Here is a 13563-nt window from a genome sequence, read left to right on the forward strand (position 1 = left end):
CATGATCCGTTTCGGAACCAACCCGATTGCCTGGGCCAATGACGACGACCAGACGCTGGGCGCCGATATTCCCACGGCCCGCATCCTTGACGAGGCCGGCCGCCAGATCGGCTTTGACGGAATCGAGAACGGCCATCGCTGGCCTGACGACCCCGAGGCGCTGCGCGCGCTTCTGGCCGAATACGGTCTGGCCTTCATCTCGGGCTGGTATTCGACCAATCTGCTGCTGCACTCGGTCGAGGCCGAGATCGCGGCGGTGCAGGGCCATCTGGCCAAGCTGAAGCATAATGGTTGCAAGGTCTGCATCGTCTGCGAGACCTCCAACGCCATTCACGGCGATGCGGGGCGCGCGCTGAAGGACCGCCCGGTGCTGACTGCCGGCGAGATGGTGGATTTTGGCGCCAGGCTGGAGGCCTTTGCCGCCTATCTGGCGACCGAGGGGGTGACCTTGGTCTATCATCACCACATGGGCACCATCGTCGAGACCCCGGCCGAGATCGACGCGCTGATGGCCGCGACCGGGCCTGCGACGCATCTGCTGTTCGATGCGGGCCATTGCGCCTTTGGCGGCGGCGACCCCGCAGCCGTGCTGGCGCGCCATGTGGGCCGGGTGCGGCATTTCCACGCCAAGAACATCCGCCCGGCAGTCACCGCGCGGGTGCGCGCCGAGGGGCTGAGTTTTCTGCAAGGGGTGCGGGCTGGGGCCTTTACCGTGCCGGGCGACCAGGAGGGCGGCGTCGATTTCGCGCCGCTGCTGAAGATCCTCGCCGGCGCGGGCTATGACGGCTGGATCGTGATCGAGGCCGAGCAGGATCCGGGCCTGCGCAACCCGCTGCTCTATCAGACCCTTGGCCTCGCGACGCTGAAGCGCCTGGCCCGCGACGCCGGTCTGATCTGAACCCGATGGCGACGGGGGGCTGTCTGCCCCCTGCACCCCCCGAGGATATTTGTGAACAGATGAAGGGGCGAGGGATGGCCGATCTGCTGGTGAAACCGCAAGGCACGCGCGGCAAGGTGCAGGATGTGACGCCCGAAAGCGCGGGCTGGGGCTATGTGGGGTTTGGCCTTTACCGGCTGGAACCGGGCGACCGCGTGGCCGAGGCGACGGGCGGGCGCGAGGTGATCCTTGTTCTGGTCGAGGGCAAGGCGCGCATTCACGCCGCCGGGCAGGACTGGGGCGTGATGGGTGCGCGGATGGATGTCTTTGAAAAGACCCCGCCGCATTGCCTTTATGTGCCCGATGGCAGCGACTGGGCCGCCGAGGCGGTGACGCCCTGCACGCTGGCGGTCTGTTCGGCGCCCGGCAAGGGCGGCCATGCGGCGCGGCGGCTTGGCCCCGAGGGGATCGAACTGACGCAGCGCGGCACCGGGCCGAATACCCGCTGGATCAACAATATCGCCATGGAAATGCACGATGTCGCCGACAGCCTGCTGGTGACCGAGGTCTTTACCCCCGCCGGCAACTGGTCGAGCTATCCGAGCCATCGCCATGACGAGGATGATTTTCCCCGCATCACCTATCTGGAGGAAACCTATTACCACCGCATCAATCCCGGCAATGGCTGGGCGCTTCAGCGGGTCTATACCGATGACGGCACGCTGGACGAGGTGATGGCGGTCAAGGATGGCGATGTTGTCCTGGTTCCGCGCGGCCACCATCCCTGTGGGGCGCCGCATGGGTTCGAGCTCTATTACCTCAATGTCATGGCGGGCCCGCGCCGGAACTGGCGCTTTGTCGCCGCCCCCGAGGTCGCGCATCTGTTCTGACCCGCGCGCCGCTCAGCCGGCCGGCATGGTGTAGAATCGCAGCTCGAATTGCGGATGGCTGGCGCGCAATTCGGCCTCCACGATGGCCGGGGCGGGCAGGGGCGGCGCGAAGATGCAGACCGGCCCGGCATAGCCAAGGCGCGCCAGCCGATCCAGCCCTTGCAGCGCATCATAGCCCGGTCGCAGCAGCGGCAGCACCACGCAATCGGGGCGCACCATCGCCAGCAATTCCGGCCCGAGCTGGCGCAGCCGGATCAGCACCGCCGACGGCCGAGGCTCCAACCCTTCGATGCAGGGCAGCGCCTCGGGGGCGTCGATCACCAGAACGGCGTGAACGGGCGGGGCAAAGTCATCCATGGGCCGGGTCTTTCATGGGGGTGGTCTGCGGGGTGTTCGACGGGGTGTTAGGCGCGGGCAGGGCATTGCGCATTCCGCGCCATCCCGGCAGAACGGGGGCAATGACAGGAGGATCGCGATGGATCGCCCCGACCTTGCCCCGCTGCTGGAGGCGGTGCCGCTGCCCATGCTGGAGATCGGCGCCGACTGGCGTATCCGCGCGATGAACGACGCGGCGCGGCAGGTCTTTGGCGTGGCCGGGCTGGAGCGGCATTTCGGCCTGACCTTCCGCAAGCCCCGGCTGGTCGAGGCGATCGAGGCCGTGGGCCGTGGCGCCGCGCGCCAGCAGTTGCGGCTGGCCCTGCCCATGGCCGGGCATGACGCAACCTGCGATGTGACGGTGGCGCCGGTGCCGGGCGGCGGCGCGCTGGTGAGCTTTGTCGATATCACCGAACAGGAGATGGTCACCCAGTTCCGCCGCGATTTCGTGGCCAATGTCAGCCATGAGCTGCGCACGCCGCTGACCGCGCTTCTGGGATTCATCGAGACGCTGCAAGGGCCCGCGCGCGACGATGCGGCGGCGCGGGAGCGGTTTCTGGGCATCATGGCGCGCGAGGCCGGGCGCATGACACGGCTGGTGCGCGATCTGCTGTCGCTCAGCCGGGTGGAGGCGCAGGAGCGGCAGCGCCCCGATGCGCAGGTCGATCTGGCGGGGCTCTTGGGCACCGTCGCCGCCACGTTGCGCCCGGTGGCCGAGGAGGCGGGCGTGACGCTGACGCTCGATCTGTGCGACAGCACGCTGTTGTTGCGCGGCGATGGTGATCAGCTGACCCAGGTCTTTCACAACCTGGTGGAAAATGCCGTGAAATATGGTGGTGGCGGCAAGGCGGTGACGGTGCGACTGCGGCGCGGCGCCGATCTGCCCGGCGTGCCCGGCCCCGCGGTGGAGGTGGCGGTGATCGACCAGGGCGAGGGGATCGAGCCGCAGCACCTGCCACGGCTGACCGAACGGTTCTACCGCGTGGATTCGCACCGCTCGCGCGAGAAGGGCGGCACCGGGCTGGGTCTGGCCATCGTCAAGCATATCGTCAACCGGCATCGTGGCCGCCTTCGGATCGAGAGCGAGAAGGGCAAGGGCAGCACCTTTGCGGTCATTCTGCCCGGCGCCTGATCCCGCGCGCCCCGATCAGAGGCGGGCAATCCTTTCGGTCAGCAGCGCATAAAAACCCTCGGCTTCGACATCGCCGATGAACAGCGCATTGGCGGGGCGGTCTGTCACCCCCCACCAATCGGCCACGGTCATGCCCAGCGTCAGGTCGGATTGCGTCTCGATCTCCACATTGATGCGGCGGCCGGTGAACAGGTCGGGGCGGATCAGCCAGGCGATCACGCAGGGGTCATGCAGCGGCGCGCCGTCATGGCCGTATTTAGCCATGTCATAGCGTTCAAAGAAATCGGTCCATTCCGCCACCATGCGCCCGGGTTCGGTGCCCAGCGACCGGAAGGCCTCGATCCGCGGGCGGGTGGTCAGCGCCTTATGGGTGACATCGAGCGGCAGCACCACCAGGTCAACGCCTGATTTGAACACAATGTCAGCGGCTTCCGGGTCAACGTAAATGTTGAACTCGGCGGCCGGGGTGATGTTGCCCACTTCGAAATAGGCGCCGCCCATCAGCACGATCTGTTGCACGCGGCCGATGATGTCGGGCGCGCGCAGAAAGGCCGTGGCGATATTGGTCAGCGGCCCCAGCGGGCACAGCGTGACCGTGCCCGGCGCCTCGCGTCGCAGGGTTTCGATGATGAAATCGACGGCATGGGTCGGTTGCAGCGCCATGGTCGGTTCGCGCAGTTGCGGCCCGTCCAGCCCGGTCTTGCCATGCACATGTTCGGCGGTGACCAGATTGCGCTGGAGCGGCGCTGCGCAGCCCGCAAAGACCGCCATGTCGGGCCGCCCCGCCAGTTCGCAGATGATGCGCGCATTCCGTTCGGTCAGCGGCAGCGGCACATTGCCGGCCACGGCGCAGATGCCCAGCACCTCCAGATCCTCGGGGCTGGCCAGGGCCAGCAGGATGGCGACGGCATCGTCCTGCCCCGGGTCGGTGTCGATGATGATCTTGCGCGGTGCTTGGGTCATGAGAGCCTTCTGGAGCGGGAGGGAACTGGGAACCACGGCACCGGCAGCGCCAGGCGGCCGGCGAAAGGAGGCACTTTAGCCCCTGCGACAAAATGCGCAAGGCATAGAGGAATGAGCGCGCGTTTACGACAATGCGCGTCGTATACCCTTGATCCAGCGCAAGATCATGAAAAAAGGGGGCCATGCAAGCCCCCTTTATGATTGTTTTTAGGGTTTTCCGTTCAACCGTCGAAATTGATCTCTTCCATGATCTTCAGCGCCTCGGCGCGATGGCCCGACACATCGGTCAGCGGGATCGCGTCGGGGGTGAAGCTGCCCCAGCCCTGCACCAGTTCCGAGGCCGGCACGCCCGGCTTGACCGGGAATTCGTTGTTCGTCTCGGCATAGATACGCTGCGCCTCATCCGAGGACAGCCATTCCATCAGCTTCAGCGCGGCATCCTTGTTCGGCGCCGATTTCGTCATCGCCACGCCCGAAATGTTCATATGCGTGCCGGCGCCCTCGAAGACCGGAAAGACGATGCGCACGCTGTCGGCCCAGACTTTCATTTCCGGGTCTTTCACCATCTGGCCCATGTAATAGGTATTGCCGATCGAGATGTCGCATTCGCCGGCCCAGATCGACTTGACCTGATCGCGGTCGCCGCCTTCGGGTTTCTTGGCGAGATTGGCTTTCAGCCCCTCGGCCCAGGTTTTCGCGGCATCGGCGCCGTGATGGGCGATATAGGCCGAGAGCAGCGCCACATTATAGTCATTGGTGCCCGAGCGCGAACAGATGCGGCCCTTCCATTTCGGATCGGCCAGATCCTCGTAGGTGGTCACCTCGCCATCCTGCACCCGCTCCCGCGAGGCATAGACGATGCGGGCGCGGGTGGTCAGGCCGAACCACTGATTGTCGGTGTCGCGGAAGGCGGCCGGAATATTGGCCGCCAGCACCTCGGATTGCACCGGCTGCACGACGCCGGCATCGACGATCTGCTTGAGCCGGGCAATATCGACCGTCAGCACGATATCGGCGGGCGAACGATCACCCTCTGCCAGAAGACGTTCCGCCATGCCCTTGTCCACAAAGGCAATATTCGCCGCGATGCCCGTCTCGGCAGTAAAGGCGTCGAGCAGCGGCTGGATCAGCTCCGGCTGACGATGGGAATAGATGTTCACCTCATCGGCAAGGGCGGGCAGCGCGGCGCTGGTCATCAGGGCTGCAAGAAGGGCGCGGTTCATTTCTGACCTCTTTTGTCGGAATATCTGCCGCCATAAGCCCGAGTTTTTTGCTCGGGTCAATAGCCAATCAAAACAGTCAGCCTTTCTTCGCCGCTTTTTCCTCGGCCTTGGCGCGGTTCCACAGCGCATCCATCTCGGCCAGATCGCTGTCTTCGGGGCGGCGGCCGGTTTCGGAAAGAATGTCCTCTATCCTGTTGAAACGCCGCAGAAACTTGGCATTGGCGGCGCGCAGGGCCTCTTCCGGGTCCACCGCGAAATGCCGCGCGAGATTGGCCATGACGAACAGCAGATCGCCGAATTCCTCGGTCACTTCGGCCTGCGTCATCTGATCGCGCGCCTCGGTCAATTCGCGCGCTTCCTCGGCGATCTTGTCCACCACCTCATCGGTGGAGGGCCAGTCAAAGCCCACCCGCGCCGCGCGTTTTTGCAGCTTGACCGCGCGCGTCAGCGCCGGCAGGGCCAGAGCCACCCCGTCCAGCGTGCGGGCAGGGCCGCGCTCGGCTGCCTTGATGCGTTCCCAGTCCAGGCTTTGCTGTTCGGGGCTCTTGTCGCGGCTTTCGCTGCCAAAGACATGCGGATGGCGCGCGACCATCTTGTCGGCAATCGCCGCCACCACATCGGCAAAGCCGAACAGCCCGCGATCCGCCGCGATCTGGGCGTGGAACACCGACTGGAACAAGAGATCGCCCAGTTCGGATTTCAGCTCGGCCCAATCCTGCCGGGCGATGGCATCGGCCACCTCATGCGCCTCCTCCAGCGTATAGGGGGCGATGGTGTCGAACCCCTGTTCGATATCCCAGGGGCAGCCGTCGGGCGCGCGCAGCCGGGCCATGATTTCCAGCAGGCGCTCCATGCCTGCCGTAGCGTCATGCACCAGCGCGTCGCTTTCGGGTCGGGGCAAAGGGCGTTCGGGCATTGCGGCTTCCTCGGAATTGCGCTTCCCTGCGGGCTTAGACCTGATCGCCCCGAGGAGTCCACCATGCCCGTTCTCAACCGCATCGCCGATTTCTCGGACGAGATGAAGGGCTGGCGCCAGCACCTGCACCGCCACCCGGAACTGGCCTTCGACTGCCATCAGACCGCCGCCTATATCGTGGAGCGGCTGGAGGAGATCGGCGTGGATGAAATCCATACCGGCATCGCGCAAAGCGGTATCGTGGCGATCCTGAACGGGCAGGGCGACGGGCCGACGATCGGGTTGCGCGCCGATATGGACGCGCTGCCGATCGACGAGGCGACCGGGGCGGAACATGCCTCGACCGTGCCGGGCAAGATGCATGCCTGCGGCCATGACGGGCACGTCACCATGCTGCTGGGCGCGGCGAAATACCTGGCCGAGACGCGGCGCTTTTCGGGCCGGGTCGCGCTGATCTTCCAGCCCGCCGAAGAGGATGGCGGCGGCGGTCAGGTCATGGTGCAGGAAGGCGTGATGGACCGTTTCGGCATCGCCGAGGTTTACGGCATCCACAACGCGCCCGGCGTGCCCTTCGGCCAGTTCCAGACCACGCGCGGCGCGCTCATGGCTTCGGTCGATACGGCGGTGGTGCATGTCACCGGGCGCGGCGGCCACGCCGCCACCCCGCATGAAACCATCGACCCGATCCCGCCGCTGGTCGCCATGGTGCAGGGGCTTCAGACCATCCTGTCGCGCAACATCTATGCGATGGACGAGGCGGTCTTGTCGGTCACCATGATCCAGGCCGGCACCGCCAGCAATATCGTCCCCGAAGAGGCGATGTTCGCCGCCACCATCCGCTGCTTCAAGCCCGAGGTGCGGGCGCTGCTGAAAAAGCGGATTTACGAGATTGTCGAGGGCACGGCATCGGCCTTCAACGTCTCGGCGCGGATCGACTATGACTGGGGCTATCCGCCCACCATCAACCACGAGGCGCAGGCGATTTTTGCCGCCGCCGCCGCCGCCGAGGTGGTGGGCGAGGGCATGGTCGATCTGGATGCCGGGCGCGAGATGGGGTCCGAGGATTTCAGCTACATGCTTGAAGCGCGCCCCGGCGCCTATCTGTTCATGGGCACCGGCCCCGGCGCCGGCCTGCATCACCCCGCCTTCGATTTCAACGACGAGGCCGCGCCGGTCGGTGCCAGCTTCTTTGCCCGCCTGGTGGAACGGGCGCTGCCGCTGGCGGCGGGCTGAGCGAATCGTCCGGGCCGCGCAAAGCCGTTGCCCGGACGCGCTTCAACCCCTTGGGGCCGGGGCAGGGGCGACCACAGCCTTTGCCTGCCCGTCCGGCTGGCGATAATTTGATCAAAATGCTACACTCCGGCGATCTGTCCCCGCAACGGAGTGTCCCATGACCGGCGATTTCCCCCGCAACCTGCCCAGTCCCCAGGATCTGCGCGCCATGGATCAGGCCCATCACCTGCATCCCTGGACCAATTTCGGCCCCTTTGAGGAACGGGGCGCGCTGGTGATGGCGCGGGGCGAGGGCTGTTGGCTGTGGGATGCCGAGGGGCGGCGCTATTTCGACGCGATTGGCGGCATGTGGTGCACCAATATCGGCCTCGGCCGGCGCGAGATGGCCGAGGCGATTGCCGATCAGGTGACGCGGCTGGCCTTTTCCAACACCTTTGTCGATATGACCAACGAACCCGCGGCGCTGCTGGCGGCAAAACTGGCCAGCCTCGCGCCCGGCGATCTGAACCGGGTGCATTTCACCACCTCCGGTTCGGCCGCCGTGGATACCGCCTATCGCATGGTGCAGTATTACCAGACCGTGATGGGGCGGCCGGAAAAGACGCAGGTCATCGCGCGGGATTACAGCTATCACGGATCGACTTATATCGCGCAATCCATCGGCAAGCGGCCGGGCGATCGCGTGCCGTTCTTTCGCTATCACGAGGCGGGCATCCACCACCTGACCGCCCCCAACCCCTATCGCGCCCCCGATGGCATGGACGAGGCGGACTTCTGTGACTGGCTGGTCGCCGAATTCGAGGCGAAACTGGCCGAGATCGGCCCCGAAAATATCGGCGGTTTCTTTGCCGAACCGATTCAGGCCTCGGGCGGGGTGATCGTGCCCCCGGTGGGCTATCTGCCCCGCATGGCCGCGATCTGCCGCCAGCATGACATCTTGTTCGTCGCCGACGAGGTGGTCACCGCCTTTGGCCGTCTGGGCCACTGGTTCGCCAGCGAGGCCGAATTCGGCATCCAGCCCGACATCATCACCTGTGCCAAGGGGCTGACCTCGGGTTATCTTCCCCTTGGCGCCCTGATCTTTTCCGACCGGATCTGGCAGGCCATGGCGGCGGATGGGGCGCGCTGGTTCACCAGCGGCTTCACCTATTCCGGCCATCCCGTCGCCTGCGCCGCCGCGCTCAAGAATATCGAGATTCTCGAACGCGAAGACCTGCTGGGCAATGCCACCCGCATCGGCGCCCTGTTCGAGACGCGGATGAAGGCGCTGGAGGCGCTGCCCATGGTGGGGCAGGTGCGCGGCCGCAAGCTGATGATCTGCGTGGAGAATGTCGCCGACAAGGCCAGCAAGGCGCTGCTGCCCGAGGGGCTGGACGTGGGCACCCGCATCGCGGATGCCTGCGAGGCCATGGGCCTTCTGGTGCGGCCGATGGGCCATCTGAATGTGATGTCACCGCCGCTGACCCTGACGGCCGAGGATGTGGAGAGGGTGGGCGACACGCTGGAGCGCGCGATCCGCCAAGTGGCCGACGGGCTGGTGCGCGAAGGCATCCGGCTGGGGTGATTGGAACTGACGGGCGGGATGCACGTTCCCTTCCTGACCGCCGGGGCACCTCGCCCCGGCCCTTCAGGAAAGGATACCATCATGACCGAGGTTCTGGACACCATTCCGAAAGCCGACCGGATCGACACCGGCGTCGCCAATGTCAAGGCGATCACGCAGGGCCTGTCGCAGGCGCTGGCCGATACCTACCGGCTGGTGTTCAAGTCGCATGCCTATCACTGGAACGTGGAAGGCCCGCTGTTCCACCCGATCCATGTGCTGACCGAGGCGCAGTATACCGACCTGTTTGCCGCCGCCGACGCGCTGGCCGAACGGATCCGCGCGCTTGGCCAGCTGGCGCCGTTCCAGCTGGATGCGATGGCGGAAATGTCCATCGTCAAGGATGCGGGCAAGCTGCCTTCGGCGCAGGATATGGTGGCCGATCTGGCCGCCGATCACGAGGCCGTGGCCAAACGCATGCGCAAGGCGATCGAGGCGGCCGAGAAGGGCAATGATCCCGTCACCGCCGATCTGCTGACCGGGCGCTGCGCCGCGCATGAAAAGGCGGCCTGGATGCTGCGCGCCACGGCAAAATGATCAAATTTTCTTGACAAGCCGATCCGGGGCGGCAATCTCGCCGCACCCGGATCCGGCGCGTCTCCGATGACCAGAATGACGACCTTCAGACCCGAGGAGCGTTCCATGGCCCTTGAAGACGCCAAGAACGAAGTCGATACCGCCTTCACCCGCAAAAGCCCGCGCGGCTATGCCTTTGAAAACGCCTTTGCCGGCGCCACCAGCTTTCTGCGCCGGACCTATAGCAAGGATCTGACCGGGGTCGATGTCGCCGTGACCGGCGTGCCCTTCGATCAGGCGGTGACCCATCGCACCGGCACCCGTTTCGGCCCCCGCGCCATCCGCGAGGCGTCGAGCCTGCAACCCTATGATCCGCCGCAGGGCTGGGGCACCGACCCGCTGGAGGATCTGGCGGTGATCGACTACGGCGATCTGGCCTTCGATTATGCCAAGGTCTCGGATTTCCCCGACCGGCTGACCGATCACATCCGCACCATCCTGAACGCAGGCGCGGCCAGCATCACGCTGGGCGGCGATCACTTCATCACCTGGCCGATCCTCAAGGCCTATGCCGAGAAATTCGGCCCGATGAGCGTGATCCATTTCGACGCCCATTCCGACCTCTGGGCCGATGACGACCTGACCCGGATCGACCACGGCACCATGATGTACAAGGCGGTCAAGACCGGCATCGTGGACCCGAAACGCTCGGTCCAGATCGGCATCCGCACCTTCTGCGACGATTATCTGGGGATGAACGTCATCGACGCGCGCGAATGCCACGAGATCGGCGTGGCGCGGATCGTCGAGAAGGTGAAGGCGATCGTGGGCGACCATCCCGCCTATCTGACCTTCGACATCGACGCGCTCGACCCCGCCTTCGCCCCCGGCACCGGCACGCCGGTCTGGGGCGGGCTGGCGAGTTGGCAGGCGGCGGCGATCCTGCGTGACCTCGCGGGGGTCAATCTGGTGGGCGGCGATGTGGTGGAGGTCTCGCCCCCCTATGATACGACCGGCGCCACCGCGATTGCCGGCGCCCATGTGGCCTACGAGATCCTCTGCCTGCTGCATTGGGCCAAGACCCGCAGATGAAGTGGATCGCGCTTGTCACCTTCGGCCTGCCGCTCCTGGCCGCGCTGTGCTTTTCGGCCTTCGTGCGGCTGGCCCCGGTAGACCCGGCGCGCTGGCATGTGACGCTGGCGGATCACCCCGCCAGCATCAAGCCGAATGACGCCACTGCCTATGCCGAAGGCGGCGATCTGGCAGCCCCGATCCTGCCCGACAGGCCCGAGGCGGTGCTGGAGCGGCTGGCGGCCATAGCGCTGGCCGAACCCCGCAGCCGCCTGATCGCCGGCACCCCGGCCGAAGGCCGGATCACGCTGATGCAGCGCTCCGCGCTTTGGGGCATGCCCGATTTCATCACCGCCGAGGCACGCGCGACCCCGCAAGGCACGCGGCTGGAGATCTGGTCGCGCGCCCGCTTCGGCTTCAGCGATTTCGGCACCAACCGCGCCCGGCTGGAACGCTGGATCGCCGGCCTGCGCGGCTGAGACCGGGCAGGGGGCGCTCGCGCCCCCTCTGGGCCTTGCGGCCCATTCACCCCCTGAGGATATTTATGAACAGATGAATGGACGTGCCTTCCCCTTCATCTGTTCATAAATATCCTCGGGGGGAGGCCCGGCACGGGCCGTGGGGGGCAGACAGCCCCCCTTCTTTTTCGGGGTGGTGGGGCTTGCAATCCGGCCGGGGGGGCTGTATGGGCTGCCTCACTTCACAGGCGAGGCTTGGGCCCTCGGGGGAGACATCCCCGCGGGTCCGCCGGTTGGGAGAGATCCCTCAAGGCTTCGCCGAGGCGCAAACCGGAAAGGAAATGGACATGGCGCTCCCCGAGTTTTCCATGCGTCAGCTGCTTGAAGCTGGCGTTCACTACGGCCACCAGACCGCTCGCTGGAACCCCCGCATGGGCGAGTTCATCTATGGCGACCGCAACGGCATCCACATCATCGACCTGACCCAGACCGTCCCGATGCTGGACCAGGCGCTGAAGGTCGTGCGCGACACCGTCGCCAAGGGCGGCCGCATCCTGTTCGTCGGCACCAAGCGTCAGGCCCAGAAGCCGATCGCCGAAGCCGCCGAGAAATGCGCGCAATACTACATGAACCACCGCTGGCTCGGTGGCACGCTGACCAACTGGAAGACCGTGTCGCAGTCGATCCAGCGTCTGAAGCAGTTCGACGAACTGCTGGCTTCGGGCGCCGAGGGCCTGACCAAGAAAGAGCGTCTGAACATGGAACGCGAACAGTCGAAGCTTCAGGCTTCGCTGGGCGGTATCCGTGAAATGGGCGGCGTGCCGGATCTGCTGTTCGTGATCGACGTGGGCAAGGAAGACCTCGCTCTGCTGGAAGCCAAGAAGCTGGGCATTCCGGTCGTGGCCGTGGTCGATACCAACTGCTCGCCCAAGGGCGTGGACTATGTGATCCCGGGCAATGACGACGCGGCCCGCGCGATCGCGCTTTATTGCGACCTCGTGGCCCGTGCCGCGCTGGACGGCATGTCGGCGCAGCTGGGCGCCGCGGGCGTTGACCTTGGCGCGCTGGAAGAAGCGCCCGAGGAAGAGGCCGCCGAAGCCTGATCCCGCTGACGGGGGGCGCCCGGGGCGCCTTTCGTTGCAGAAGCGTTACCCGGCGGGCGTCAGCCTGCCGGGCCTCTCGTTCCAGGAGATGATGACATGACGATCACCGCTGCGATGGTGAAGGAACTGCGCGAATCGACCGGCGCAGGCATGATGGACGCCAAGAAGGCGCTGACCGAAGTGAACGGCGACATGGAAGCCGCCGTGGACTGGCTGCGCACCAAGGGCCTGGCGAAAGCCGCCAAGAAGGCCGACCGTGTGGCCGCCGAAGGTCTGGTCGGTGTGGCCGTGGCCGGTGGCAAGGGTGTCGCGGTCGAGGTGAACTCGGAAACCGATTTCGTCGGCAAGAATGCCGATTTCCAGAATCTCGTGCGCGGGATCACCACCACCGCCCTCGGCGTGGCCAATGTGGACGCGCTGCGCACCGCCGATCTGGCTGGCAAATCGGTCGAGGCCTCGCTGACCGACGCGATCGCCACCATCGGCGAAAACATGACCCTGCGCCGGATGGCCGCCGTGGAAGGTGACTCGGTCGCCGCCTATATCCACACCGCTGCCGCCGAAGGTCTGGGCCGCATCGGCGTGCTGGTCGCGCTGAAAGGGGCCGATAACGGCATCGGCAAGCAGATCGCCATGCACATCGCCGCCACCTCGCCGGTGTCGCTGTCGGAAGCCGACATGGACCCGACGGTGGTGGAGCGTGAACTGGCCGTGCAGACCGCCAAGGCGCTGGAAGAAAACGCCGCCTCGGCCAAGCCGAAGCCCGAGCAGGTGATCCAGAACAACATCATCCCGGGCCGGATGAAGAAGTTCTTCGAGGAATCGACCCTGCTGAACCAGAAATTCGTCATCAACCCCGATGTCACCGTGGCCCAGGCCGCCAAGGACGCGGGCGTCGAGGTCGTGGGCTTTGTGCGCATGGCTGTGGGCGAAGGCATCGAGAAAGAGAAAGAGGATTTCGCCGCCGAAGTGGCGAAAGCCCTGCAAGGCTGATCCCGCATCTGTGGGACGACGGATCGGGCGGCGCCTTCGGGTGCCGCCCTTTTTCATGTCGCGGCCACAAAAAAGCGGCGCGGCGCGTCCTGAAAAGGGATGCGCCGCGCCGGGGTAACCGATGGAATGTTGTCCCCACCCAAACAGCCAACCGCAGCGACAGAATGGTCGCCCGGCATGGATACGCCGCCCGTCGGGCGGATGAGATGG

Annotated in this window: 14 protein-coding genes; 10 read left to right on the forward strand and 4 right to left on the reverse strand. The window is 65.8% G+C overall.

The genetic code is table 11. From position 1 onward, the window contains the following. The first annotated feature begins 1 nt into the window (after position 1). Together iolE and iolB are read left to right on the forward strand one after the other, a co-directional pair. Positions 2-898, forward strand: coding sequence for a myo-inosose-2 dehydratase (iolE, locus tag FOA17_RS14120; RefSeq protein ID WP_149142149.1), 897 nt, complete (start codon positions 2-4; stop codon positions 896-898). Between the two features lie 74 nt (positions 899-972). Then, positions 973-1767, forward strand: coding sequence for a 5-deoxy-glucuronate isomerase (gene iolB / locus FOA17_RS14125; protein ID WP_149142150.1), 795 nt, complete (start codon positions 973-975; stop codon positions 1765-1767). A gap of 12 nt (positions 1768-1779) precedes the next feature. Here iolB and FOA17_RS20160 read toward each other — a convergent pair whose 3' ends face one another. Further along, on the reverse strand, positions 1780-2124 hold the full coding sequence (locus tag FOA17_RS20160) for a hypothetical protein (RefSeq protein ID WP_238991826.1): 345 nt from the start codon (positions 2122-2124) through the stop codon (positions 1780-1782). Between the two features lie 118 nt (positions 2125-2242). On the opposite strand from FOA17_RS20160, the gene FOA17_RS14135 reads away from it, so the two are divergent. After that, on the forward strand, positions 2243-3274 hold the full coding sequence (locus tag FOA17_RS14135; protein WP_149142151.1) for an ATP-binding protein: 1032 nt from the start codon (positions 2243-2245) through the stop codon (positions 3272-3274). Positions 3275-3289: 15 nt separating this feature from the next. Here FOA17_RS14135 and FOA17_RS14140 read toward each other — a convergent pair whose 3' ends face one another. The 3 genes from FOA17_RS14140 to mazG all read right to left on the reverse strand — a co-directional run bounded on the left by FOA17_RS14140 (position 3290) and on the right by mazG (position 6376). Next, positions 3290-4237, reverse strand: coding sequence for a nucleoside hydrolase (locus tag FOA17_RS14140; protein WP_149142152.1), 948 nt, complete (start codon positions 4235-4237; stop codon positions 3290-3292). A gap of 221 nt (positions 4238-4458) precedes the next feature. Then, positions 4459-5460: a Fe(3+) ABC transporter substrate-binding protein gene (locus FOA17_RS14145; protein ID WP_149142153.1), complete on the reverse strand. Its 1002-nt coding sequence runs from the start codon at positions 5458-5460 to the stop codon at positions 4459-4461. A 76-nt stretch (positions 5461-5536) separates the two neighbouring features. Next, positions 5537-6376, reverse strand: a complete 840-nt coding sequence (gene mazG / locus FOA17_RS14150; protein ID WP_149142154.1) for a nucleoside triphosphate pyrophosphohydrolase — start codon at positions 6374-6376, stop codon at positions 5537-5539. A gap of 63 nt (positions 6377-6439) precedes the next feature. Between mazG and FOA17_RS14155 the strand changes: the two genes are divergently transcribed. The 7 genes from FOA17_RS14155 to tsf all read left to right on the forward strand — a co-directional run bounded on the left by FOA17_RS14155 (position 6440) and on the right by tsf (position 13353). After that, positions 6440-7609, forward strand: coding sequence for a M20 aminoacylase family protein (locus tag FOA17_RS14155; protein ID WP_149142155.1), 1170 nt, complete (start codon positions 6440-6442; stop codon positions 7607-7609). 157 nt (positions 7610-7766) lie between these two features. Then, positions 7767-9173: an aminotransferase gene (locus FOA17_RS14160; RefSeq protein ID WP_149142156.1), complete on the forward strand. Its 1407-nt coding sequence runs from the start codon at positions 7767-7769 to the stop codon at positions 9171-9173. Positions 9174-9254: 81 nt separating this feature from the next. Beyond that, the gene (locus FOA17_RS14165) at positions 9255-9749 is read left to right on the forward strand and encodes a Dps family protein (RefSeq protein WP_149142157.1); all 495 of its coding nucleotides are present in this window, start codon (positions 9255-9257) and stop codon (positions 9747-9749) included. Positions 9750-9854: 105 nt separating this feature from the next. After that, a complete protein-coding gene (gene speB / locus FOA17_RS14170; protein WP_149142158.1) occupies positions 9855-10820 on the forward strand; it encodes an agmatinase in 966 nt (321 codons plus the stop codon). Beyond that, positions 10817-11278: a DUF1499 domain-containing protein gene (locus FOA17_RS14175; RefSeq protein WP_149142159.1), complete on the forward strand. Its 462-nt coding sequence runs from the start codon at positions 10817-10819 to the stop codon at positions 11276-11278. Before speB ends, FOA17_RS14175 begins: the two co-directional genes overlap by 4 nt. A 320-nt stretch (positions 11279-11598) precedes the next feature. After that, positions 11599-12360 carry a 30S ribosomal protein S2 gene (rpsB, locus tag FOA17_RS14180; protein WP_149142160.1) on the forward strand — a complete coding sequence of 254 codons (762 nt, stop codon included), beginning with the start codon at positions 11599-11601 and terminating at the stop codon, positions 12358-12360. Between the two features lie 96 nt (positions 12361-12456). Next, entirely contained in the window at positions 12457-13353 is an 897-nt protein-coding gene (gene tsf / locus FOA17_RS14185) for a translation elongation factor Ts (protein WP_149142161.1), read from the forward strand. Positions 13354-13563 lie beyond the last annotated feature (210 nt).

The organism is Gemmobacter caeruleus (genome assembly GCF_008271655.1).
GTDB lineage: Bacteria > Pseudomonadota > Alphaproteobacteria > Rhodobacterales > Rhodobacteraceae > Gemmobacter > Gemmobacter caeruleus.